The 24,556-nt window shown below is 67.4% G+C and carries 21 protein-coding genes and 1 pseudogene; 4 read left to right on the plus strand and 18 right to left on the minus strand.

Annotated elements, in window-relative coordinates; all coding sequences use genetic code 11:
• Positions 1-321: 321 nt before the first annotated feature.
• From lipA to AR540_RS14245, 12 genes are all read right to left on the minus strand, one after another.
• On the minus strand, positions 322-1,323 hold the full coding sequence (gene lipA, locus AR540_RS14190; protein WP_059229857.1) for a lipoyl synthase: 1,002 nt from the start codon (positions 1,321-1,323) through the stop codon (positions 322-324).
• A gap of 1 nt (position 1,324) precedes the next feature.
• A complete protein-coding gene (lipB, locus tag AR540_RS14195; protein ID WP_059229858.1) occupies positions 1,325-1,981 on the minus strand; it encodes a lipoyl(octanoyl) transferase LipB in 657 nt (218 codons plus the stop codon).
• Positions 1,981-2,256, minus strand: coding sequence for a DUF493 domain-containing protein (locus AR540_RS14200; RefSeq protein ID WP_058762176.1), 276 nt, complete (start codon positions 2,254-2,256; stop codon positions 1,981-1,983). Before AR540_RS14200 ends, lipB begins: the two co-directional genes overlap by 1 nt.
• Before the next feature lie 73 nt (positions 2,257-2,329).
• Entirely contained in the window at positions 2,330-3,490 is a 1,161-nt protein-coding gene (locus AR540_RS14205) for a D-alanyl-D-alanine carboxypeptidase family protein (RefSeq protein WP_059229859.1), read from the minus strand.
• Positions 3,491-3,616: 126 nt separating this feature from the next.
• The gene (locus tag AR540_RS14210) at positions 3,617-4,606 is read right to left on the minus strand and encodes a septal ring lytic transglycosylase RlpA family protein (protein ID WP_059229860.1); all 990 of its coding nucleotides are present in this window, start codon (positions 4,604-4,606) and stop codon (positions 3,617-3,619) included.
• Positions 4,606-5,610: a lytic murein transglycosylase B gene (mltB, locus tag AR540_RS14215; protein ID WP_442963795.1), complete on the minus strand. Its 1,005-nt coding sequence runs from the start codon at positions 5,608-5,610 to the stop codon at positions 4,606-4,608. Before mltB ends, AR540_RS14210 begins: the two co-directional genes overlap by 1 nt.
• 39 nt (positions 5,611-5,649) lie before the next feature.
• Positions 5,650-6,753 (minus strand): rod shape-determining protein RodA, encoded by a 1,104-nt coding sequence (gene rodA, locus AR540_RS14220; RefSeq protein ID WP_153014252.1) that lies wholly within the window; start codon positions 6,751-6,753, stop codon positions 5,650-5,652.
• A 44-nt stretch (positions 6,754-6,797) separates the two neighbouring features.
• Positions 6,798-8,705 carry a penicillin-binding protein 2 gene (mrdA, locus tag AR540_RS14225; protein ID WP_059229863.1) on the minus strand — a complete coding sequence of 636 codons (1,908 nt, stop codon included), beginning with the start codon at positions 8,703-8,705 and terminating at the stop codon, positions 6,798-6,800.
• A 12-nt stretch (positions 8,706-8,717) separates the two neighbouring features.
• Complete coding sequence (gene rlmH, locus AR540_RS14230; RefSeq protein ID WP_007159668.1) at positions 8,718-9,185, minus strand: 23S rRNA (pseudouridine(1915)-N(3))-methyltransferase RlmH; 468 nt, start codon at positions 9,183-9,185, stop codon at positions 8,718-8,720.
• Positions 9,186-9,190: 5 nt separating this feature from the next.
• A complete protein-coding gene (gene rsfS / locus AR540_RS14235; RefSeq protein WP_007159669.1) occupies positions 9,191-9,541 on the minus strand; it encodes a ribosome silencing factor in 351 nt (116 codons plus the stop codon).
• Positions 9,542-9,551: 10 nt separating this feature from the next.
• Positions 9,552-10,214 (minus strand): nicotinate-nucleotide adenylyltransferase, encoded by a 663-nt coding sequence (nadD, locus tag AR540_RS14240; RefSeq protein ID WP_059229864.1) that lies wholly within the window; start codon positions 10,212-10,214, stop codon positions 9,552-9,554.
• The gene (locus AR540_RS14245; protein ID WP_059229865.1) at positions 10,214-11,479 is read right to left on the minus strand and encodes a glutamate-5-semialdehyde dehydrogenase; all 1,266 of its coding nucleotides are present in this window, start codon (positions 11,477-11,479) and stop codon (positions 10,214-10,216) included. Before AR540_RS14245 ends, nadD begins: the two co-directional genes overlap by 1 nt.
• A 255-nt stretch (positions 11,480-11,734) precedes the next feature.
• Here AR540_RS14245 and AR540_RS14250 point away from each other — a divergent pair, with 255 nt between their 5' ends.
• From AR540_RS14250 to AR540_RS14265, 4 genes and pseudogenes are all read left to right on the plus strand, one after another.
• Complete coding sequence (locus tag AR540_RS14250; RefSeq protein ID WP_059229866.1) at positions 11,735-14,752, plus strand: cellulose biosynthesis protein BcsC; 3,018 nt, start codon at positions 11,735-11,737, stop codon at positions 14,750-14,752.
• Between the two features lie 93 nt (positions 14,753-14,845).
• Positions 14,846-15,481: pseudogene (locus AR540_RS24890) on the plus strand (alginate O-acetyltransferase AlgX-related protein); the annotation flags it as partial.
• Positions 15,482-15,544: 63 nt separating this feature from the next.
• Positions 15,545-16,873, plus strand: a complete 1,329-nt coding sequence (locus tag AR540_RS14260) for a bifunctional DedA family/phosphatase PAP2 family protein (protein ID WP_059229868.1) — start codon at positions 15,545-15,547, stop codon at positions 16,871-16,873.
• Between the two features lie 101 nt (positions 16,874-16,974).
• Positions 16,975-19,533 carry an ATP-binding protein gene (locus tag AR540_RS14265; protein ID WP_059229869.1) on the plus strand — a complete coding sequence of 853 codons (2,559 nt, stop codon included), beginning with the start codon at positions 16,975-16,977 and terminating at the stop codon, positions 19,531-19,533.
• A gap of 30 nt (positions 19,534-19,563) precedes the next feature.
• On the opposite strand, the gene bfr is transcribed toward AR540_RS14265, so the two are convergent.
• The 6 genes from bfr to AR540_RS14295 form a co-directional block, all read right to left on the minus strand.
• Positions 19,564-20,061, minus strand: a complete 498-nt coding sequence (gene bfr, locus AR540_RS14270) for a bacterioferritin (protein ID WP_059229870.1) — start codon at positions 20,059-20,061, stop codon at positions 19,564-19,566.
• A gap of 120 nt (positions 20,062-20,181) precedes the next feature.
• Positions 20,182-21,072, minus strand: coding sequence for a PA4780 family RIO1-like protein kinase (locus tag AR540_RS14275; protein ID WP_059229871.1), 891 nt, complete (start codon positions 21,070-21,072; stop codon positions 20,182-20,184).
• 150 nt (positions 21,073-21,222) lie between these two features.
• Positions 21,223-22,155 (minus strand): biotin-dependent carboxyltransferase family protein, encoded by a 933-nt coding sequence (locus AR540_RS14280; RefSeq protein WP_059229872.1) that lies wholly within the window; start codon positions 22,153-22,155, stop codon positions 21,223-21,225.
• Positions 22,152-22,829 carry a 5-oxoprolinase subunit PxpB gene (gene pxpB, locus AR540_RS14285; protein WP_059229873.1) on the minus strand — a complete coding sequence of 226 codons (678 nt, stop codon included), beginning with the start codon at positions 22,827-22,829 and terminating at the stop codon, positions 22,152-22,154. Before pxpB ends, AR540_RS14280 begins: the two co-directional genes overlap by 4 nt.
• Positions 22,826-23,572: a 5-oxoprolinase subunit PxpA gene (locus AR540_RS14290; RefSeq protein ID WP_059229874.1), complete on the minus strand. Its 747-nt coding sequence runs from the start codon at positions 23,570-23,572 to the stop codon at positions 22,826-22,828. The genes pxpB and AR540_RS14290 overlap by 4 nt, the downstream gene beginning before the upstream one ends.
• Positions 23,573-23,659: 87 nt before the next feature.
• Positions 23,660-24,511, minus strand: coding sequence for an urea carboxylase-associated family protein (locus tag AR540_RS14295; RefSeq protein ID WP_059229875.1), 852 nt, complete (start codon positions 24,509-24,511; stop codon positions 23,660-23,662).
• Positions 24,512-24,556 lie beyond the last annotated feature (45 nt).

Consider the following 24,556-nt stretch of genomic DNA (forward strand, 5'->3'; position numbering starts at 1 on the left):
AAGCCTTGGTCGCAGTCCACACTGAGCTTCGCGCTACCCTGATGACCACAAAAACGCCGTGTCTCTGCGCAAGAACACGGCGTTTTTGTAACTGATCGACATTGAGCCCATGCCAAGGAGCCTACCTATCGCGGCCATGGGCCGCTCCTGCAGGGTATCCGGCTGCTGTAGGAGCGGCCCATGGCCGCGATAGAAGGCCTAAAGCCCGGATCCAAACTTCACGGTTGCACACAACCGTCAATGTCTTTCCAACCCGCTAAACAAAGGCTTAACTGACTGGCATTAGCCACCAGGCTGCCCTTCTTCATGACGACGGGAGGATCAGCCGATCTTCTTCGCGCCGTGCGCCTGCTGGTCGGCGTGGTAGGACGAACGCACCAGCGGACCCGAGGCGACGTTCTTGAAGCCCATCCTGGCACCTTCCTCGGCGAACCAGGCGAAGGTATCCGGGTGGACGAAGCGCTGCACCGGCAGGTGGTTGCGCGAGGGCTGCAGGTACTGGCCAAGGGTCAGCATGTCGATCTCGTGCTCGCGCATGCGCTGCATGACCTCGATGACTTCCTCGTCGGTCTCGCCCAGGCCCAGCATCAGGCCGGACTTGGTCGGCACGTGGGGCACGCGCTTCTTGAAGTTCTGCAGCAGGTCCAGCGACCACTCGAAGTCCGAACCCGGGCGCGCGGCCTTGTACAGGCGCGGGACGGTCTCCAGGTTATGGTTGAAGACATCCGGCGGCTCCTGCTCGGTGATGGCCAGGGCCACGTCCATACGCCCGCGGTAGTCCGGCACCAGGGTCTCCAGCTGGATGCCGGGGGTCAGCTTGCGGATCTCGCGCAGGCAGTCGACGAAGTGCTGGGCACCGCCGTCGCGCAGGTCGTCGCGGTCCACCGAGGTGATCACCACGTACTTCAGACCCAGGTCGGCGATGGCCACTGCCAGGTTCTTCGGCTCGTCCACGTCCAGCGGCTTCGGCCGGCCGTGGCCGACGTCGCAGAAGGGGCAGCGGCGGGTGCAGATGTCACCCATGATCATGAAGGTGGCGGTGCCACCGGAGAAGCACTCGCCCAGGTTCGGGCAGGAGGCCTCTTCGCAGACACTGTGCAGCTTGTGCTTGCGCAGCAGTTGCTTGATGCGCTCGACCTCGGGGGTGACCGGGATGCGCACGCGGATCCAGTCCGGCTTGCGCGGCAGCTCCTCGGTGGGAATGATCTTCACCGGGATGCGTGCGACCTTCTCGGCGCCACGCAACTTGACGCCGGCTTCCACCTTGTTCGGGCGGGCGGGCGGGGTGAGGGTCTGGACGCTGTCTTGTACTGTCGTGGTCATGTCAATCCGATTCCAGGGTGATCGGTTCGGGGTAGCCCAGGCGGACGCTCAGGTGACGCACCAGAGCCTCGCGGACTTCGTCGAAAGCTAATGGCCCGGTCACCAGATCGCGTAGCTGGGTCATGGCCAGGCCGGCATGACCGCAGGGGTTGATCCGGCGGAACGGCGCCAGATCCATGTCAACGTTGAGCGCCAGGCCGTGGAAGGACCGGCCATTGCGAATGCGCAGCCCGAGGGAGGCGATCTTGGCGCCGTCCACGTAGACGCCCGGCGCATCGGCCCGGGCCTCCGCGCGCACGCCCCAGTCGGCGAGCAGGGCGATCAGGCTGTCTTCCATGGCGCTGACCAATTCTCGCACGCCCAGGCCCTTGCGGCGAACGTCCAGCAGCACATAGGCGATGAGCTGACCCGGACCATGGTAGGTGACCTGGCCGCCGCGATCGACCTGCACCACCGGGATATCACCCACGGCGAGCAGGTGCTCGGGCTTGCCAGCCTGGCCCTGGGTGAAGACCGCCGGGTGCTGTAGCAACCAGAGTTCGTCGGGCGTCTGAGCACCGCGCTCGTCGGTGAAGCGCCGCATGGCGTCCAGGGTCGCTTCGTAGGGGCGCAAGCCCCAGCGGCGCACGCCCAGGCTCACCGGGGCGGGAGTCGTCATCAGATCACCATGTGCACGCGGCCGGTGGCGCGCAGATCCTGGTGAATGGCCTGCAGCTGGTCCACGCCCGTGGCGGTGATGAGCACCTGCACGGACAGAAAGCGGCCATTGCGGCTGTCACGGGTTACCAGGGTGCCGCGGTCGAGATCCGGCGCATGGCGCTGCACTGTGTCGAGCACCAGCTCGGCGAAATCGGCACCGGCATCGCCGATCACCTTGATCGGATAGCGCGGGCAGGGAAATTCGATCTTGGGGGGTTGTACGTCTTCGGTCATGCGGACTTCCAGGCCGACCGCTGTCGGCAGGGGCTGAAAGGCCCGCGAGTGCGGGCCTTTCCAGGACGACGGATCAGTTGAACAATCCGTAGAAGAACAGGCGAATGCTATCCCACAGGCGACGGAAGAGGCCACCCTCCTCGACCGGCTGCAGGGCGACCAGGTCGGCGGTGTGCACCACCTTGTCATCCAGCTTCACCTCGACCTTGCCGATCACCTGGCCCTGGGCGATGGGCGCGATCAGCTGCGGATTGAGCACCATCTCGGCATGCAGCTTCTTGGCCTGGCCGCGCGGCAGGGTCATGGTCAGGTCGTTGGCCAGACCGGCCTGGACTTCCCGGGCGTCGCCCTTCCACACCGGCGCCTTGGCCAGTTCGGTGCCCTTCTTGTAGAAGGACTGGGTTTCGAAGAAGCGGAAGCCGTAGGTCAGCAGCTTCTGGGTCTCGGCGGCGCGCGCCTGCTCGCTGTTGGTGCCGAACACCACGGCGACCAGGCGCATGCCGTCGCGCACGGCCGAGGCCACCAGGCAGTAGCCGGCTTCGTCGGTGTGACCGGTCTTCAGGCCGTCCACGGTCTTGTCGCGCCACAGCAGCAGGTTGCGGTTGGGCTGCTTGATGTTGTTCCAGAAGAATTCCTTCTGGGAGTAGATGGCGTAGTGCTGGGCATCGGCGTTGATGATGGCGCGCGCCAGGATGGCCATGTCATGGGCCGAGGAATAGTGATTCGGGTCCGGCAGGCCGGTGGCGTCCATGAAGTGGGTGTTCTGCATGCCCAGCTTCTGCGCGGTGGTGTTCATCATGTCGGCGAAGGCGTCTTCGCTGCCGGCGATGTGCTCGGCCAGGGCGACGCTGGCATCGTTGCCGGACTGGATGATGATGCCGTGCAGCAGATCACCGACCGACACCTGGGTGCCGACCTTGATGAACATCCGCGAACCGCCAGTACGCCAGGCGTGCTCGCTGACGGTGACCATGTCGGATTCCTTGATGCGACCCCGGTTGATTTCCAGGGTGGCGATGTAGGCGGTCATCAGCTTGGTCAGGCTGGCCGGCGGCAGGCGCTGGTCGGAGTTGGATTCGGTGAGCACGGCGCCGCTGTTGGCGTCCATGAGAATCCAGGCCTTGGCTGCCAGCTGGGGCGCCGCCGGAATCATTGTCTCGGCCGCCCAGACGGCCGGGACACAGGCGATCGTTACGAGGAAGAGCAGGCGTCGAGCGAGTTTTGCGATTGTCATCCGAATCTCTGAAAGGTTGGGGTATGGCAGGAGCAGCGGACCCAGACCGCCCGACCCACGGCGATTCGCGCGAGGCGGATCACGATGGCAGGGGCCGGCGACTGGGCGTCATGAAGCATCCTTGCTTCAATCCGGTTGCACGACAGACGCCTGGCCGAGGCGGGCCACGCGTACGCTGTTCTGGAGCTGGGCGACCTCAGCCGGCTGGACCGGTCCGAGACGGACCCGATGCAAGGTCTGCTGGTTGCGCACCGTCGAGCTGATGAACACCGGGGCACCGGTCAGGTCGCTGAGCTTGTCCTTGAGCAATTCCGCAGCGTCCGGATTGGCGAAGGCCGCCACCTGCAGATAGAGCCCAGCGGCTGGGGCAGAAACGTTTTTTTTTGCGTCGACGGCGGCCGGCGTCACCGGTTCGGCGTGCTGGTTGACCGGTGGGGTGTAGGTCTCGATGGCACCGAAGGTCTGCACCTCGGTGGTCTTCTGCGCCACCGGCGCCTGGCGCGGCTGCGCCAGCACCATGGGCACCGCCTGGCCGCGCTGGGCCCAGTACTGTTGCGGATCTATGCTCTCGACGCTGACCCGCGCAGTGCCGATCTCGGCGTAGCCGAGCTTCTTGGCGGCGGCGAAGGACAGGTCGATGACCCGGTCGGAATAGAAGGGACCGCGGTCGTTGACGCGCAGGATCACGCTGCGGCCGTTGTCCAGGTTGGTGACCCGCACGTAGCTGGGCAGCGGCAGGGTCTTGTGCGCCGCGGTCATGCCATAGAGGTCGTAGGTCTCGCCGTTGGCGGTGGCCTGGCCGTGGAACTTGGTGCCATACCAGGACGCGGTACCGGTCACGCGATAGTTGCGCGCATCGGTCAGCGGGAAATAGGTCTTGCCCAGCACGGTGTAGGGATTGTTCTTCAACGGCCCGTTGTACGGCATGGGCACGGCGTCGGGAATCTTGCTGACGTCCACGTCCCACCAGGGCGCGCCGTCACGATGGGGACGCAGGTAGCCACCCGGCCCGGCGACGCCCTTGCTGGTTGGCTTGGGGGCCTGGCTGGAGCAGCTTACCAGCAGCAGGCCGAGCCCCAGGCAGCCGGCCAGGCGTGCCAGGGCGGTCAGGCGCATCACGGCTTGGCACCCTCGGCGGCATGCCGCTCGGCGATGGCATTGGCCAGATCGGTCACCGCCATGGCGTACATGACGCTGCGGTTGTAACGGGTAATGGCGTAGAAATTGGGCAGGCCCATCCAGTACTCCGGTCCCTTGTCTCCGTCGAGGCGGAACGAGGTTACACGCAAATCGTCGCGCAGGGCAGGGTCCTGGGCGTTCCAGCCCAGGGCGCGCAGCTCGGCGACGCTCTTGATCGGCTCGATCCCGGGTACCACACCCTCCTCCACCCGGCTGCCGCTGACCTGGGCGCGGATCGCGGTGGGACCGCCGCCGGACCAGCCGTGGCGCTTGAAGTAGTTGGCCACGCTGCCGATGGCGTCGGTGGGATCGGACCAGATATTAATGTGGCCGTCGCCGTCGAAGTCCACCGCATAGGCGCGGAAGCTGCCGGGCATGAATTGCGGCAACCCCATGGCCCCGGCGTAGGAGCCGGTCAGGCTGAGCGGATCGACCTGCTGCTCCCGGGCCAGCAGCAGGAATTCGCGCAACTGGCTGCGAAAGAAGGGCGCACGGGGCGGATAGTCGAAGGCCAGGGTGGAGAGCGCATCCAGCACCCGGTAGTTACCGGTGTTGCGACCGTAGAAGGTTTCCACGCCGATGATGGCGACGATGAACTGGGCCGGCACGCCGAATTCGCGCTCGGCGCGCGCCAGGGCTTCCTCGTGGGCCTTCCAGAACTCCACACCCTGGGCGATGCGGCGATCGGTAATGAAGATGGGACGGTATTCGCTCCACGGCTTGACCCGCTCGGCCGGACGCGAGATGGCGTCGAGGATGGCCTGCTTGCGCTCGACCTCGCCAAACAGCGCCTGCAGCTGTTCCGGGGCGAAACCATAGCTCTGACTCATCTCGGCGATGAAGTCGCGCGCCAGCGGTGCCGTGTCGTAGTCTCCCGCGACGACGCCGGTCGTCACGCCCATCGCACCCACCAGGCCGAAGCCCTGCAGGCAGCGACGCATCCATCCCATTATCGGCATCTAACCCTTCTTCATTACCTGTTAAACCTGGGCGATCCACTTGCGGTGCGTGTGGATCGACATCAAAACTCCGAACCCGGTGAGCAAGGTGACCACCGAGGTACCACCATAGCTGATGAACGGCAGCGGCACGCCCACGACCGGCAAGAGCCCGCTGACCATGCCGATGTTGACGAAGACATAGACGAAGAAGGTCATCGTCACGCCGCCGGCGAGCAACTTGCCGAACAACGTCTGGGCCTGCACCGTGATGGTGAGGCCGCGACCGATGAGCAGCAGATAGAGCACCAGCAGCAGGCAGACGCCGACCATGCCGAACTCTTCGCCGAGGACGGCAATGATAAAGTCCGTGTGACTTTCCGGCAAAAAATCCAGATGAGACTGGGTACCCAGCAGCCAACCCTTGCCGAACACCCCGCCCGAGCCGATGGCCGCCTTGGACTGGATGATGTTCCAACCGGCGCCCAGCGGGTCCATCTCCGGATCGAGGAAGGTCAGCACCCGGCGCTTCTGGTAGTCGTGCAGCACGAAGAACCACATGGCCACCGCCATGGGCACCGCGGCGCTCACCGCACCGATCAGCCAGCGCCACTGCAGGCCGCCGACGAACAGCACGAAGCCGCCCGAGGCCAGTACCAGCATGGCGGTACCGAGGTCGGGCTGGTCGAGGATCAGCACGAAGGGCACCACCACCAGCGACAGGCTGATCAGGCTGTGTTTGAAGTTCGGCGGCAGGCTGCGCTTGGATAGGTACCAGGCCATCATCATGGGCATCAGGAGCTTCATGAACTCCGACGGCTGGAAGCGGATCACCCCGGGGATGTTGATCCAGCGGGTGGCGCCCATGGCGTTGTGGCCCATGACGTCCACCACCACCAGCAGGGCCACGCCGATCACGTAGCCCAGCGGCACCCAGCGGGCCATGAAGCGGGGTTCGAGCTGGGCGACGATGGCCATGGCTACCAGGCCGAGACCGAAGGAACTGGCCTGCTTGAACAGCAGGTCGAGATTGCGGCCGCCCGCCGAATAGAGCACGAACAGTCCGGTCGCCCCCAGCATCAGCAGCAGGATCAGCAAGGGGCCGTCGATGTGCAGGCGTTGCAGCAGCGTGGCACGCCGCTTCATCACGTCCCCTTCGGGGATGGTGCGATCGAAGTTGGGAGCGAGACTCATGGCTGCACCTTGGTCGCTGAGGCGGTGGCACCGGCGGTGCCGGGCTTGGCGTACTCGGCCTTGAGGTGGCCCTGCTCGTCCAGCAACCAGGCGTCGAGCACCTGGCGCGCGACCGGGCCGGCCACGGCGCCACCCGATTCACCGTTCTCCACCATGACCGCCACGGCGATCTGCGGATTGTCCACCGGGGCGAAGGCGACGAACAGGGCGTGGTCGCGGTGGCGTTCCTTGAGCGCGGCCGAGTTGTACTTCTCGTTCTGGCGAATGGCGACCACCTGGGCGGTACCGCTCTTGCCGGCGATGCGGTACTGGGCGCCGACGTTGAGCTTGTGGGCGGTGCCGCGGGGATTCTGCACCACCATTTCCATGCCGTGGATGGCTCTATCCCAGTAGCTCGGGTCCTTGAGGTCGATGTCGGGCATGGGATTGCTGTCCACCGGCGGCTGGCCGTCCAGGGTCTTGGCCAGGTGCGGACGGATCCATTGGCCATGGTTGGCGATCAGCGAGGTGACCTGGGCCAGTTGCAGCGGAGTCACCTGCATGTAGCCCTGACCGATACCGAGGATCAGCGTCTCGCCGGGGAACCAGGCCTGGCGGCGGGTGGCGCGCTTCCACTGCCGGGAAGGCATGAGGCCCGGTGCCTCTTCGAACATGTCCAGGGCGACCTTCTGCCCGAGGCCGAACTTGCCCATGTACTCCGAGAGCCGGTCGATGCCGATCTTGTGGGCGAGATCGTAGAAGTAGGTGTCGTTGGACCTCATCAAGGCCATGTCCATGTCCACGTAGCCGTCGCCACCGTGGTTCCAGTTGCGGTACTTGTGGTCGTAGTTGGGCAGTTCGTAGTAGCCCGGGTCGAAGACCTTCGCCTGGGGCGTGGTGGCGCCGCTGTCCAGGCCGGCGATGGCCACCGCCGGCTTGATGGTCGAGCCGGGCGGATAGAGACCGCGCAGTACCCGGTTGTAGAGCGGGCGATCGATGGAGTCGCGCAGCTCGGAGTATTCCTTGAAGCTGATCCCGGTGACGAAGGGATTGGGGTCGTAGCTCGGCTGGCTGACCATGGCCAGCACCTCGCCGGTCTTGGGCTGGATGGCGACGATGGCGCCCCGACGGCCGCCCAGGGCCGCTTCGGCGGCGGCCTGCAGCCGCGAGTCGATGGTCAGGACGATGTCCTTGCCCGGCTTGGGATCGGTGCGGTTGAGCACCCGCAGCACCCGGCCGCGGGCGTTGGTTTCCACCTCTTCGTAGCCCACCTCGCCATGCAGCTCGGGCTCGTAGAAGCGCTCCACGCCGGTCTTGCCGATGTGGTGGGTACCGCTGTAGTTCACCGGATCCAGGCGCTTGAGTTCCTGTTCGTTGATCCGTCCGACATAGCCCACCGAATGGGCGAAGTGCTCGCCCATGGGATAGTGCCGCACCAGCTGCGCCGTCACCTCGACGCCGGGCAGGCGGAACTGGTTGACGGCGATCTTGGCGATCTGCTCCTCGGTCAGCTCGAACAGCACCGGTACCGGCTCGAAGGGACGCCGGCCCTGCTTCATGCGCTTCTCGAACAGCTCCCGGTCTTCCTCGGTCAACCCCAGCACCTGCACCAGGGTGTCCAGGGTCTGGCGCCAGTCGTCGGCGCGCTCGCGGGTGATGGTCAGGCTGAAGCTGGGCCGGTTGTCGGCGATGATGATGCCGTTGCGGTCGTAGATCAGCCCGCGGGTGGGCGGGATCGGCTGGACGTGGACGCGGTTGTTTTCCGACAGGGTCGAATGGTAGTCGTGCTGGATGACCTGCAGGTAGTACATGCGCGCCACCAGTACGCAGGCGAGCACGAAAAACACCGCCGCACTGACCGTCACGCGGGCGCGGACGAGCTGGGCGTCTTTCTCGTGGTCCTTGAGGCGTATGGGTTGCGACATCGCAGGTATGGACTACTTGTGATACGGATGGCCGGCCAGCACGGTCCAGGCGCGATAGAGCTGCTCGCCGACGAGAATGCGCACCAGGGGATGCGGCAGCGTCAACGGCGACAGCGACCAGCGCTGCTCACTGCGCGCCTGCACCTCGGGTGCGAGGCCCTCGGGGCCGCCGACCATGAGGTTGACGGTGCGGGCTTCCAGGCGCCACTGCTGGAGTGTTTCAGCCAGTTGCTCGGTGCTCCAGGGCTTGCCGGTGACCTCCAGGGTCACCACGCGCTCGCCCGGCTGCACCTTGGCCAGCATGGCCTCACCCTCCTGGCGGATCAGCCGGGCGACGTCGGCGTTCTTGCCGCGGGTCTGCAGCGGGATCTCGACGAGTTCCAGCGGCAGCTCCGGCGGCAGGCGCTTGACGTACTCGTGCCAGCCCTCCTCGACCCAGCGCGGCATGCGCGAGCCGACGGCGATGAGACGCAGGCGCACGGGCGTTATTCGCCGTGGGCGGCGCGACTCTGCTCGGCACCGCGCCAGAGGCGCTCGAGGTCATAGAACTCGCGGGTGGTCGGCAGCATGACATGGACGACCACGTCGCCCAGGTCCAGCAGGGCCCATTCGCCGCCTTCCAGGCCTTCGCTGCCCAGCGGGCGTACGCCCTGCTGCTTGACCTTCTCCAGCACGTTGTCGGCCAGCGACTTGACGTGGCGGCTGGAAGTGCCGCTGGCGATGACCATGATGTCGGTCACGCTGGTCTTCTCGCGCACGTCCAGGGAAATGATGTCCTGGGCCTTCATGTCTTCCAGGGCGGCGATGGCCACCTGGACGAGTTGTTCGCTTTGCATGGTGTAGCTCTTACCTCGGTTCGGAGGACGCCGGATAAAGTCCGTGCGTCCGGATGTAGTCAAGCACGGCATCGGGCACCAGGAAGCGGATGGACTTCCCGGTGGCCAGGAGGCCGCGGATCTGGGTAGCGGACACCGCGAGCGGGTTCTGCCAGATGAAGGTGATCTGCCCGCCCGGCCCCTTGAGGGCCTGGGGATCGGGCTGACTGCGCGCCGCCAGGAAATCTCGCAGTTCCTGACAGGGCTCGCTGTCGGCATCGGGCCGTTGCAGGACCAGGATGTGACACAGCTCCAGCAACTCACGCCAGCGATGCCAGGTCGGCAAGCCGCAAAAGGCGTCCCAACCGAGCATGAGCAGGAGCTGCACCTCATCGCCGAGTTCGGCGCGCAGGCTTTCCAGGGTCTCTATGGTATAGGAGTGGCGCGTCCGGCGCAGTTCCCGGTCATCGACCACCAGCGGCGCGCTGTCCGCCACCGCCAGCCGGACCATCGCCAGTCGGTCCTCGGCCGCGACGCTGGGCGCCTCGCGGTGCGGCGGCCGGGCGCTGGGGATTAGCCGCAGTTCGTCCAGTGCCAGGGCCTCGGCCACCTCCAGCGCAGCGCGCAGGTGGCCGATGTGCACGGGATCAAAGGTACCGCCGAACAGACCGATGCGGGTGGGCAGGCTGCTCATCAGCTACGGACGTGACCGTCGCCGAAGACCACGTATTTCTCGCTGGTCAGCCCTTCCAGGCCTACCGGCCCACGGGCGTGCAGCTTGTCGGTGGAGATGCCGATCTCGGCGCCGAGGCCGTATTCGAAGCCGTCGGCGAAGCGGGTCGAGGCATTGACCATCACCGACGCCGAGTCGACCTCGGTGAGGAAGCGCCGGGCATCGCTGAAGTTCTCGGTGACGATGGCGTCGGTGTGCTGCGAGCCATAGGCATTGATGTGCTCGATGGCAGCCTCGAGGCCATCCACCACCCGGATGGACAGGATCGGCGCGTTGTACTCGGTGCGCCAATCCTCCTCGGTGGCGAGCAGGACGTCAGCACCGAGCAGCGCCCGGGTCCGTTCGCAACCGCGCAGTTCCACCTGCTTGTCGCGGTAGATGGCGGCCAGGGGCGGCAGCACCCGCTCGGCGATGGCGGCATGCACCAGCAACGTCTCCATGGTGTTGCAGGGTGCGTAGCGCTGGGTCTTGGCGTTGTCGGCGATGCGGATGGCCTTGTCGACGTCGGCGGCGCGGTCGATATAGACGTGGCAGATACCGTCCAGGTGCTTGATCACCGGGACGCGGGCATCGCGGCTGATGCGTTCGATCAGGCTCTTGCCACCGCGCGGCACGATGACGTCCACGTATTCCGGCATGGTGATCAGCGCACCGACAGCGGCCCGGTCGGTGGTCTCCACCACCTGGACCAGTTCGGCCGGCAGCTCGGCTTCGGCCAGGCCAGCCTGGATGCAGGCCGCGATGGCCTGGTTGGAATGGATGGCCTCGGAGCCGCCGCGCAGGATGGTGGCGTTGCCGGATTTCAGGCAGAGGCTGGCGGCATCGATGGTCACGTTGGGCCGCGACTCGTAGATGATGCCGATGACGCCCAGCGGTACGCGCATCTTGCCCAGCTGGATGCCCGAGGGCACGTATCTCATGTCGCGGATCTCGCCGATGGGATCGGGCAGCGTCGCGACCTGGCGCAGGCCCTCGATCATGTCGTCGATACGCTTGGGCGTCAGCGCCAGGCGATCGAGCATGGCCGGCTCCAGGCCATTGGCCCGGGCGGCATTCAGATCCTGCTCGTTGGCGGCGCTCAATTCGGCGCGGCGGGCGTCCAGGGCAGCGGCGGCGGCCAGCAGGGCACGGTTCTTCTGGGCGGTGCTGGCCCGGGCGGCAACCCGCGACGCGGCACGCGCTGCCTGGCCAAGACGGGTCATGTAGGCGGAGACGGACTCGGTCATGGTCGGCAGCCTGCGAAAGACGATGGGAAAGCTGTGCAGTATAGCGTCGCCACGCCCCGGGCGACCAGCGCCGAGGGCCCTGGGATATGGTATTGCGATTTCGATTCGGTTGACTCGCCACGGCCTGTCGGGAATCATCCGCGGCTAGATTTGCCGTTCAGCTTGCGTTCAGCTATTCCCAAGTAGCCGGAACCGTTCCAGCCCTGCGTCGACCGGGTGCTGCAGCGACGCCTAACAGCCTTCACGGAAAGAACCATGCCCAAGCACCTCACCCTGTCCCTCGGCTTGCTCGCCCTGCTGATCCATGCCGAAGCCACCTGGGCGGCCGCTGCCGATGCGCCGCCGACCGCCGCTGCCGTGCAGGCCCTGGAAGCCCAGCTGAAGAAGACGCCCCAAGACCCAGACGCCCTGGGCAAGTTGGGCACCGCCCGCCTGGCGCAGAAACGCTATGCCGATGCCGAGCGCCTGCTCACCCAGGCCGTCCAGAAAGGCGGCAAGACCTGGCAGCCGGCCCTGGACGAGGCTCGCTACCACCACCTGCTGGAGCGCGCCCATGCCGCCGAGGCCAAGCGCAACCTGGACGAGGCGCGCGACTTCAGCGTCGAGGCCATTCGCCTCAAGCCCGAGGCGGTCGAGGCGCAGCTGTTCCTCGCCGGTATCCAGAGCCAGAAGCGCCAGTGGGACCTGGCCGAGGCCACCTATCGCCAGGTGCTGATGCGCGAACCGGCCAACGTCGACGCCTACTACGGCCGCATCGCCGCGCTCAACGAGCTGGGTCGCACCGAAGAAGCCATGCAACTGACCAAGAACCTGCAGCCGAGCGCCCAGACCCAGGTCAAGGGCCTGGATCGCCTGCGCGCCGGCCAGGCCATGCAGGAAGCCGAGGCCGCCGAGGCCCGCGGCGATCTGCAGGGCGCCTCGCGCCTGCTGGAGCAGGCGCGCAAGGAATCGCCGGACGACCCCTGGCTGCGCCTCGCCCAGGCCCGCCTGGAAGTTCGCCAGGGCCGTCCGCGCGCTGCGCGCGACCTGGTGGACAGCCTGGTCAAGGATGGTGCCCAGCGCCCCGAGGTACTCTACGCCAGCGCCCTGCTGTCCAACGAGCTGGGTGAATACCAGCGGGCCATGCAGACCCTGATGCGCATCCCCCAGGCGCAGCGTTCGCCCGACATGAACGCCCTGGCCGCGCGCATCACCTTCAACGAACAGCTGGCCGAAACCGTGGCCCTGGCCAGGCAGGGTCGGCGCGAAGAGGCCCGCAGCCTGATGCAGCGTCTGGAAGCCCGCGCCGGTCGCAACCCCGACCTGATCGGCGACCTGGCCGAGGCCTTCGCCAGCGCTGGCGATCCCGAACACGGCCTGGAACTGCTCAAGCCGCTGATCAGCGGCGATACCCGTCCGGCTCCGGCCATGCAGCTGCACTACGCCAGCATCCAGCTGCAGATGAATCAGGACCAGACCGTGGGCAACGTGCTGCGCGATCTCCAGGGCGTGGTCCTCGACAGCGGCGAGAAGCAGCAGTACGACGACCTGCTCGCCCGCTACCGCATCCGCCAGGCCGACCGCCTCACCGATCAGGGCAAGCTGGCCGCCGCCTACGACACCCTGGCCCCGGCACTCAAGGCACGGCCCGACGACAAGGCCGCCCAGGCGGCCCTGGCGCGCATGTACCTGGCCAGCGGCGACACCCAGAAAGCCCGCCAGCTCTATCGTGACGTCCTGAGCGACAACCCCAAGGACGCCGAGCTCTATCTGGGCGCCGCCGAGATCGCCGCCAAGTCGCAGGACAGCGTCACCGCGCGCCAGTACCTGGACCGGGCGGTCAAGCTCGGCCAGAGCGATCCGCAGGTGCTGCGCCGCGCCGCCCTGCTCTATCGCGACATCGGCATGGCCGGCACCGCGACCGGCCTGCTGGAGCAGGTGGTCCAGGTGGAGCGCAAGGATCGTGAGTCCGCCGCCCGTGCCGCCGGCGCCAGCGACAACCCCTTTGCCGCCCTGCCCGGCCAGACACGCAGCGATGACGCCCTGACCGCCGTCCCGGCCGCCGTTGGTGGCAATACGGGTAGCGCCGACTACGCCTGGAGCGATCCGCTGCAGGCCCAGAAGGCCGCCGACAACCCCTTCAGCGATCTGTCCGTGGTGCCCACCAGCAGCCTGTCGAGCAGCCTGGCCACCGAGCAGATCCTCGGCCAGCTGCAGCGCGAGCGCAGCATCCGCATCACCCAGGGCCTGAACGTGCGCAGCTACGACCCCAGTGGCAGCTCGCGCCAGACCACCGTCAGCGCGCCCCTGGAAATTTCCTTCCCGGCCGGCGACCAGCGCCTGGCCGTGCGCGTCACCCCGACCCGCATCAACGACAGCAGCAGCGACGGCAGCCAGAAGGAAAACGGCGTGGCGGCGTCCATCGCCGTGGAAGACGCCGGTCGCGGCCTGAAGGGCGACATCGGCGTCTCGCCGGTGGGCCTGAGATACAGCACCGTGGTTGGCGGCGCGACCCTGGAACGCCCGCTGAGCAGCCTCAGCGAGAACCTGCTCTACGCCCTGAGCGTATCGCGTCGCTCGGTGACGGATTCGCTGGCCTCCTACGGCGGCATCCGCGATCCGCGCACCGGCCAGGAATGGGGTGGCGTCACCGCCAATGGCGGCCTGGCCCGCCTGCGTTATGACGACGGCCGCTATGGCTCCTACATCTACGGCGCGGCCCATCGCCTGACCGGCCACGACGTCAAGGACAACGACCGCTTCGAGATCGGCACCGGGGTCTACTACTACCTGCGTAACGGTCCGGACAGCCTGTTCACCGTGGGCCTGTCGGCCACGGCGATCGGCTACGACAACAACCAGAACCACCTGACCTACGGCCACGGCGGCTACTTCAGCCCGCAGCGCTACTTCGCCATCGGCGTACCCCTGGTGTGGGCGCAGCGCGGCGATCTCTGGGCCTACCAGGTGCAGGGCATGCTGGGCGTGCAGACCATTCGCCAGGACGCCGCCGATCGCTACCCCGACGATGCGGCCCTGCAGGCCGCGGCGGAAGCCGCGGGCGAAGGCCAGTACGGCAGCAAGAGCAAGACCGGTGTGGCCTACAGCCTTTCGGCCAATGGCGAGTACCGCCTCAGCGGGCAGTTCGCCCTGGGCGGACGCCTGGGCATGGACAACGCCCAGGACGAGCGCGACGTCAACGGCAACCTCTACCTGCGCTACTTCTTCGAAGAGCAGGAGGGTCGACCGCAACTCTCGCGGCCGCAGCCCTACCGGTCGCGCAACGAAGAGTAAGGACGGAGGCCCGCGCAAGCGGGCCTTTTTCTTGGCGTCAGCAAACAACCTCGCACGCCGGTTCAGCCGTGAGCCGCGCTCGTCCAGCGCAGCCGTCCGGCCGCCTTTGCCAGCCGTATCGCCGACTGGACCCGACTGCTCAGCGCCGCCGGCGTGCCGGTGCTCGATCTCACTCCGGTACTCGCGCCGCTGAGCAGCCTTCCTGCGCACCGATACCCACTGGAACGAGACCGGCGCCGAGGCCGCGGCCAGCGCCCTGGGGGCGCGTATCCAGGCGCTGCCCTTCCAGGCCACCCCGGCGCGGGCCTTCGCTCGTACGCCCCTGGCGCCGGCGCCGCGACTCGGTGATCTGGTCCGCCTGGCCGGCCTGGACTGGCTGCCGCCACGGCTGCAACCTGCACCCGAGGTGCTGCGCCTGACCCGGGTCGACAGCCGCGCCACGGCCGATGCCAGTGATGATCTGTTCGGTGATGGCGACCTGCCCAACGTCGCGCTGATCGGCACCTCCTTCTCGCGCAATTCCAACTTCCTGCCCTTCCTCGAACAGGCCCTGGGTGCCAGCGTCGGGCGCTTCGCCAAGGACGGCGGGCACTTCGCCGGCGCGGCGCGCGACTACTTCCCCAGCCCGCGTTTCGACAAACCCCGCCACAGTTATTGGTCTGGGAAATTCCCGAGCGCGATTTACAATCCCCCGGCCCCGAGGCGCTACGTCTCGATCCGCGTCCTTGAGGCAACCAAAGGCAATTCCTGCCGGTCTGAGGACGCGACCCCCGGACCCCAGGAAGCCTTTCGATGACGGAACTGCTCGCCGGCCTGACCCAGTGGATCAACCAGCATCATCAATGGTTGGGCACGGCCATCTTCATCATCTCCTTTCTCGAATGCCTGGCCCTGGCCGGCCTGGTGGTGCCCGGCACGGTGGTGCTCTTCGCCGTGGCCATCGCCGCCGGTAACGGTGCGCTGGGGCTGTTCGACACCCTGCTGCTGGGCTTTCTCGGCGGTATCCTCGGCGATGCGGTGTCCTATTTCATCGGCCGTCGCTTCCACCAGGGCATCCGCGCCCTGCCCGGCCTGCGCACCCATCCGGAGTGGATCGGCTCGGCCGAAGGCTTCATCCACAGGTACGGCGTGGCCAGCCTGCTGGTCGGCCGCTTCATCGGGCCGCTGCGCCCGCTGCTGCCCCTGATCGCCGGCATGCTCGACATGCCGCTGGTGAAGTTCGTCAGCGTCAGCCTGGTGGCCGCTGCCGGCTGGTCCATCGCCTACCTCGGCCCGGGCTGGGTGACCGGCGCCGCCTTCCGCCTGCCCCTGCCGGAAGGCTTCTGGCAGCAGGCCGGCGTCATCCTCGGCGGCGTCGCGGTACTGGTGGCGGTCATCGCCCATGGCGCCTGGCGCGAGCGCGCCGGCACCACCCTGCTCAGCGGCGCCCTCTGCCTGGCCGGCCTGTTGGCGCTGCTGTTCGGCTGGCACCAGTTGCGCGCCTTCGACGAAGGCCTGATGGCGCTGGTCCAGGAGCACCGCGAGAGCTGGCTCAACGGGGTCGCCGTGGTCATCACCCGGCTGGGCGACTTCCGTACCCAGCTGATCGCCGCCGCACTGCTGATCCTGGTGCTCGCCGCCTTCCGCCAGTGGCGCCCGCTGCTGTTCGCCCTGGGCACCACCCTGGGCACCGCGCTGGCCAACGGTCAGTTGAAGAACCTGCTGGCGCGCGCCCGACCGGACGTGCTCGCCGAGCCCCTGACCACCTACAGCCTGCCCAGCGGCCACAGCTCGGCTTCCTTCGCCTTCTTCCTCACCCTGGGCATCCTCGTCGGCCGTCGCTACGGACCGCGCGGGCGCCTGGCCTGGCTGGTGATCGCCGCCCTGCCGGCGGTGCTCATCGCCCTGAGCCGCGTCTACCTGGGCGTGCACTGGCCCACCGACATCCTCGCCGGCGCCCTGCTCGCCGGTGGTTTCTGCGGCCTGAGCCTGGCATTGCTGCAGAAGACCGGCGGCAATCGCCTGGAGCCCGTGCCCACCCGTTTCTGGCTGGTGCTGCTGCCGCTGGTCCTGCTGCTCTTCGTGTTCGCTGCCGGCTGGGCGCTGCCGGACGCCATCGAGCGCTACGCTCCGAGAGCCTGAACACGCCCGGGCCGCTAAAAAAATGCGGACCGCTGCTGCAGTTGCGCTGCGCCCGTGGTCAGAACGCCAGGAACGAGGGCCGTATCAGGGGAGTGGGAGAGATGGCAACGCAGCTTGCCGACTGGAACGAGGTGGACTTTCTCGCCGGAGGCGGCGAGATGGGCGCACGACTGCGCACCTACGACTGGTCCGAATCGCCCCTGGGACCGCCGTCCCTGTGGCCGCAATCCCTCAGGTCCGCGCTGAGCATCTGCCTCAACTCGAGCTTTCCCACGGCCATCTACTGGGGCCCCGACCTCCTGCTGCTGTACAACGATGCCTGGGCGCCCGTCCCCGCCGAGCGCCACCCCTGGGCGCTCGGTCGTCCGGCGCGAGAGGTCTGGCAGGATATCTGGCCAGTGGTCGGGCCGCAGTTCGCCCAGGTGATGACCACAGGCCAAGGCTTTTCCGTCTTCGACCAGATGTTGCCGATGGCGCGCCAAGGTGTGGTCAGCGAGACCTACTGGAACTATAGCTTCACCGCGATCCGTGGCGAAGGGGGCGAGATCGCCGGCATCTTCAACCAGGGTCACGAGACCACCCAACGAATCCTCGAAGAGCGTCGCCGTGCCGCCGATGCCGCCCGCCAGCGCCGCATGTTCGAGCAGGCACCCGGCTTCGTCGCCATCGTCCGCGGTCCGGAACATGTCTTCGACTTCGTCAACGTCGCCTATCGCCGGCTGTTCGGCGAACGTACCTTCGAAGGGCATGCGGTCCGCCAGGTCTTTCCCGAACTGCAGGACCAGGGTTACTTCGAGTGGCTCGATCAGGTCTACCGTAGCGGTCGACGCTTCGTCGCCGAGCGCACCCCGCTGCGGCTGGAGCGCGCAGGCGAACCGGCGCGGACCCTCTACCTGGATTTCATCTACGAGCCCCTGACCGACGAGGCCGGCCAGGTGATCGGTATCTTCTGCCAGGGGCAGGACGTCACCGAGGCCCACCTGGCCAAGGCCGCGCTGGAGGCCAGCGAGCGGCGGTTCCGCACCGCCCTGGAGATCGAGACGGTGGGCGCCCTCTGCTTCGATCCCGCCGGCCGCCTGATCGATGCCAACGACGCCTTCCTGCGCATGAGCGGTCACGACCACGATGACCTTCACGCCGGCCGCATCGCCTGGCCGCCCCCCTACCTGCGCCGCGATGGTGACCAGCTGCCACCCGCGGAGCGTAGTTACCAGCGACGCGACGGCACCACCGGCTGGGCGCTGGTCGCGGCCAAGCGCCTGCCCGATGGCAGTGCTTTCGAATTCATCGTCGACATCAGTGATCGCAAGCACGCCGAGGCGGAACTGCGCGAAGAGACCCGCACCCTGGAAGCGCTCAAGCGCATCGATACGGAACTGGCCGCGCAACTCGATCTCGCCCACCTGGTGCAGACGGTGACCGACGCGGGCGTCGAACTCACCGGGGCGGGTGTCGGCGCCTATTTCAACCACCAGGCCGATGAGAACAACAGCGGCCTGCAACGTCTCACCCTGTCGGGTGCCGGACGCGCGTCTTTCGAACGTCTCGATCAGTCCCATGCCAGGGCACTGTTCGCACCTACGGTGCGTGACGAGGGCGTGGTGCGCTGCGACGACCTCGCCAGCGACTCCTACCGTGCAGCATCGGCACCCCCGCCCGGCTTGCCGCCCGTGCGCAGCTACCTCGCGGTCGCCGTGGTGGCACGCAACGGCAACGTGCTCGGCGGACTGTTCTTCGGCCATCCCGAACCGGCGTGCTTCACGCCGCGCCATGAACGCCTGATGGCGGCGCTCGCCGCCCGCGCGGCCATCGCCATCGAGCAGGCGCAACTGTTCCAGGCGGTGCGCACCGCCAACGAGACCCTCGAACAGCGGGTCGCCGAGCGCACCGCCGAGTTGACCCAGGCGCAGCAGGCATTGCATCAGGCGCAGAAGATGGAGGCCATCGGCCAACTGACCGGCGGCATCGCCCATGACTTCAACAACCTGCTGGCGGGCATCATCGGCAGCCTGGAGTTGATCGAACGCCGCCTGCAGCAGCAGCAGCGCACCGACCAGCTCGACCGCCTGCTCGGCGGAGCCCAGGCCTATGCCGAGCGCGCCGCCTCCCTGACCCAGCGGCTGCTGGCATTCTCCCGGCGGCAGACCCTGGAAGCCAAGTCCACCGACGTCAACGAGCTGGTGCTGGCCATGGAGGAGCTGATCCGCCGTAGCGTCGGCCCGGCCATCGACGTCCAGGCCCGTCTGGCGCCCGAGTTGTGGCCGTCGGTGATCGATGCGGTGCAGTTGGAAAGCGCCCTGCTCAACCTGGCGATCAACTCCCGCGATGCCATGCCCCAGGGCGGCCAACTGCTGCTGTCCACGGCCAATCTCCCGCAGACCGCTCCGGACCGTCCGGAGCGCCTGCCCATAGGCGACTATGTGCGGGTACAGGTGAGCGACACCGGCACAGGCATTGCGCCGGATATCCGCGAGCGGATCTTCGATCCCTTCTTCACCACCAAGCCGCCAGGGCAAGGGACGGGGCTGGGGTTGTCGATGGTGCATGGCTTCGTGCACCAATCCGGTGGCCAGATCCAGGTCGACACCACACCCGGCGTCGGCACCTCCATCTCGCTCTATCTGCCGCGGGCGCCGGACGACGACGCCCGCGACGCCTGAGCGGCGCCTGCCGGCGCCGCTGGATGGTCGCTACAGGCCGGTGCCGTGGGGCGTGGAGCCGCCCTTCATCTGCGACTGCAGGTAGTTCTGCAGACCGATCTTGTCGATCAGGCCGAGTTGCTGTTCCAGCCAGTAGGCGTGGTCTTCCTCGGTGTCTTCCAGCTGGACGACCAGGATCTCGCGGGTCACGAAGTCCTTGTGCTGATTGCACAGCGCCACGCCCTGGGCCAGGGCCTCGCGCACCTCGTACTCCAGGGCCAGGTCCGCGCGCAGCATGTCGGGCACGGTCTGGCCGACGGTGATGGCGTTGGGCCGCATGTCCGGGGTGCCCTCGAGGAAGAGGATACGGCGCAGCAGGGCATCGGCGTGCTGCGTTTCCTCCTCCATCTCGTGGCCGATCCGTTCGTACAGCCGCATCAGGCCCCAGTCCTCGTACATCCGCGAGTGGATGAAGTACTGGTCACGCGCTGCCAGCTCGCCGCGCAGCAGCTGGTTGAGGTAGTTGATGACGTCCGGATGGCCTTGCATGAAAAGAGTCCTGTGCTGTTCAGTCGCCAGTTTAGCGCGCCAGTCCCACACAGGCGCCGTTCATCGCCCGACCACTGGGGCCGTTCGTCTCATCGCAGCGCTAATCGTTCTGCTTAACGCTCAGCTTAACCAAGGTGGTGGCGGCTCCTCGCGCCCGCTCGGTTCGTCCTGCTCGCGGCGCGCAGCCTGACGGCGTTCCTCGTCACGCCGGGCGGCCTCGATCTCGCGCATCACCGCGCGGACGTCGGCCTGGCCTTCGCGCTCGGCGAATTCACCGGTCAGCTGCGAATGAACGAACAACTCGCCCTTCTCGTAGAGCGCCCACATCTCCGGCGCATAACGGGTCTGGCGCAACTCCGGGGCGAAGCGGCCGAAGTACTGCGCCATGTTCTCCACGTCCCGGGCCAGCAGGCGAAAGGCGTGGTTGTTGCCGGCCGCATCCACCGCCTGGGGCAGGTCGATGATCACCGGACCGTCCTCGGCCAGCAGCACGTTGAATTCGGAAAGGTCGCCGTGGACCAGGCCGGCGCAGAGCATACGCACGATCTGGCCGATCATGAGGTCATGGTAGCGACGGGCCTCCTCGGCGCTCAGGGTCACGTCGTTGAGCCGCGGCGCGGCTTCGCCATTGCCGTCGGTGACCAGGTCCATCAGCAGCACGCCGTCGAGGAAATCGTGGGGCTTGGGCACCCGGACCCCGGCATCGGCCAGCCGATAGAGCGCCGTCACCTCGGCGTTCTGCCAATTGTCCTCGCGCTCGCGGCGACCGAACTTGGTGCCCTTGGCCATGGCGCGGTTTTCCCGACTGCCACGGACCTTGCGTCCCTCCTGGTATTGCGCGGCCTGGCGGAAGCTGCGCTTGTCGGCTTCCTTGTAGACCTTGGCACACCGTACCTGACTACCGCAGCGCACCACGTAGACCGCTGCCTCCTTGCCACTCATCAGGGGCCGTACCACCTCGTCGACCAAGCCGTCCTCGATCAGCGGCTCGATGCGTTTGGGAGTTTTCATCGCCGGTTCCAGCTCCTTCTTGTCGGTCGTCACAACGGGACGGGCGAGGCAAGTTTCAAGCCAGCCGCCGAGAAAGGGAAGTCGGCATCGCCTCTGAGCGTGCGACTCATCGAAGCGGACAAGATTCCTCCTGCAAGACCGACTGCGCGTTCACCCACCGAAGAAGGCCAGGAAACGACGCCAGTCGGCCTGGGCCTCGGTCAGCTCCACCGGGGCGAAGCGCACCTCGTGGTGGGCCGGACACTGCGCCAGGCGCCCGAGGTCCAACGGATGGACGAAACCCAGCAACGGATAACCGCCCATGGTCTGCCGATCGGCCATGAGCACGATGGGCTGGCCGTCGGGTGGCACCTGGATGGCGCCGGTCACCACTCCCAGTGACCATTGCCGGCGCGGTGGCACCAGGGGCGTGGCACCGCCCAGGCGGATGCCCATGCGGTCGGATTGTGGGCTGAGCCGCCAGGGTTGTGCGCAGAACGCCTCCTGCTGCGCCATGCCGAAGGCCTCGGCATCGCCGCCGAAGATCACCCGCAGCGTCGGGCTCTGCCGGTAGTCCGGCACGAAGCGCCAGGCCGGCCCGCAGCGGCGCTCGTGCAGGCCGCGCACCTTGGCGCACGCCAGAACCTGTCCAGCCACCAAGGGCCCGCCCCGACCATCCGCGCCGCCCAGACCCTCACGCCTGTTGCTCGCTACGCTGCCCAGGGTCGGTGACGCCTGGAAGCCGCCGCCCGCGGCGGCCAGGTAGGCCCGTTGGCCGGCTTGGGCGAAGCCCAGGCGCAGGCGCGCGCCAGCGTGGACCGGAAAGCACGACCAGGGCGGCAGGGATTCGCCGTCCAGCCGGGCGTCCAGGGGCGCGCCGGTGAGGGCCAGCCAGGTGTCCGCCTGGATCTCGAACTCCGCACCGCCCAGGGCGATCTCCAGCAGCGGCGCGGTGACGGGATTGCCCACCAGCCGGTTGGCCCAGCGCGCGGCCTGGCCGTCCATGGGCCCCGCGGGTGACACGCCCAGGTGCTGCCAGCCCTGGCGCCCCAGGTCCTGCAGCAGGGTCAGGGGACCGGGCTTGATGACCTGCATGCCGCTCATGGACGGCCTCCCTGGGCACGAAAGGTCGCTTCATCGACCGGCACGAAACGCACCCGGTCACCGGGAGCCAGCAGACAGGGCGGCTCGGCCTGGGCATCGAAGACGGTCCACAGGCAGCGGCCGATGAGATTCCAGCCGCCCGGCGAGGCCTGGGGATAGACGGCGGTCTGGCGCTCGGCGATGGCCAGACTGCCGGCGGGCACGGCGGTACGCGGCGTGCTCCGCCGGGGCAGCGCCAGGCGTTCATCCAGCTCCCCGAGAAAGGCGAAGCCCGGCATGAAGCCGATAGCACCCACCTGATAATCACGACCACAGTGCAGGGCGATGACCTCGGCCTGGCTCAGGCCACAGCGCTCGGCCACCTCGGCCAGATCGGGCCCGGCATAGAGCGTAGGCACCTGGTGCAGACGCCCACTCACGGCGGCGTTCACCGCGCCTGGCCAGTCAGCCAGTAACGGCTGTAACCCGGCTTGCAATCCGGCCAGGCTCAGGCGCAGCGGGTCGTAGTGCACCAGCAGGCTGGTCCAGCCCGCCACCAGATCGGTCACCGCCGCACCGAAAAGGGTGCGGATACCCTCACCGAGGCGAGCGATGCGCAACGGCAGCTCGGCATCCGGGCGCTCCGCGAGCTCGATCAGCAGGGCCGCCACGCCGAAGGGCTTGAGGACGATCATAGGGCGTCCAGCGCCGCGCGCAGGCGCCGCAGGACCGCCAGGGACTCGGCGTTGTCGCCGTGCACGCAGAGGCTGTCGGCCTGCAGGCGCATGGGCTGGCCATCGAAGCCGGGGAAGTCGTCGCCACGGGCGATGGCGATGGCCTGGGCGAGGATACGTTCGGGATCGTGGTGGACGGCACCGACCTGGCCACGCGGCGCCAGGGAGCCGTCGGCCAGGTAGGCGCGGTCGGCGAAGGCCTCCAGCAACAGCGGCACACCGGCAGCCTCGGCCAGGCGCTGCTCGCGGATGTTGTCGGCCTTGGCCAGCACCATCAGCGGCAGGCCTTCGCGGTAACGGGCGCAGGCACGCAGTGCGGCGGCGAGCAGGGCATCGTCCTTGACCAGGGCGTTGTAGAGGGCGCCATGGGGTTTGACGTATTCGACGCGCACGCCAGCGGCGCGGCAGAAGGCGTCCAGCGCGCCGATCTGGTAGAGGATCATGGCCTCCACCTCGTCTGGCGTGCAGGCCATGGGACGGCGACCGAAACCCACCAGATCGGGATAGGCCGGATGGGCGCCGATCTGCACGCCGTTGGCTACCGCCAGGGTCACGGCGCGCTGCATGGTCAGGGGATCGGCCGCATGGAAACCGCAAGCCAGGTTGGCCTGGTCGACCAGGGGAATGGCATGGGCATCGTCGCCCAGGGTCCAGGTACCGTAACTTTCACCGGAATCGCAATTGAGCAGCAGGCGGGCGGGCATGACAGGGTCCTCGAAGGCAGTGGTCTGAGTGTCGGAAAGAACGACCACCGCTGTCCAACGAAAAACGCCTGCCCGCGCCGATAGCCGCTATCGCTCCCAGGCCGGCTTGACCACCTCCAGCCCATGGTTGCCTCGATAGGGCGCCCGCTCCGGCGAGCGCCAGCCGTCGAGCAACTCGGGGGAGAGACGATAGACCTCCACCCCGAGCGGCCGGCAGACCGACAGCGGGTCCTGTTTCTCCGGTCCCCAGAGCGCCACCGACAGATCGCCGCCCGGACAGGTGGAGAGCGCGCAGAGCACGTCGATCTCGGCGAAGAATTCCAGGTAGTCGCCTACCTGGGCCGGACAGGCCTTCATGAAGTACATGCCGTCCTCGTTCAGCCCGGTGACCTGGAAGATGTTCAGCACATCGTGCACATCGAACTCGGTCAACCCATGAGGCAGCACCGCACGGGTCAGGTTGGAATGGCAGTGGTGGTGGAAGTCTTCGCCGGTCAGCAGCTTGTTGACGTAGGGATCGCAGCGCGTGCCCAGCAGATCGTGGATGCGCCCGCCGTGCTCGTCGGTGCCATAGCTGGCCAGGGTGTCGTCGGTGATGGTCAACAGCGGCCGCAGGAACGGCAGGTTGGACCACAGCCGGTCGTGGGTGGAGACATGCGCGCCTTGCAGCTGCCGGGTGCGCGCCGCCCAGAGGCGCTCGCGGGGATCCTGGGCATTCCAGACATTGAAATCGCCCACCTGGGGCCCGTGGGGCGCGGTGACGCGGAACACGTGGTCGGCCGGGACCTGCCAGGCGCGCCCGGTACGGATCGGCACCTCGAACGCCTCGACCAGGGTACGGCCCTCCGGCTGGTGGCGGATGCGGTCGTAGAAGGCCTTGTCGACCTCGAAGGCGGTACCGGGCGACGGCTGGTAGGCGGCGGGGTAGTGCTTGAACATGGCAAAGCTCCAACTGGGGTAACGAATCCTTTCGGCATGCAAGGA

The organism is Pseudomonas sp. EpS/L25 (assembly GCF_001512295.1).
GTDB lineage: Bacteria > Pseudomonadota > Gammaproteobacteria > Pseudomonadales > Pseudomonadaceae > Chryseomonas.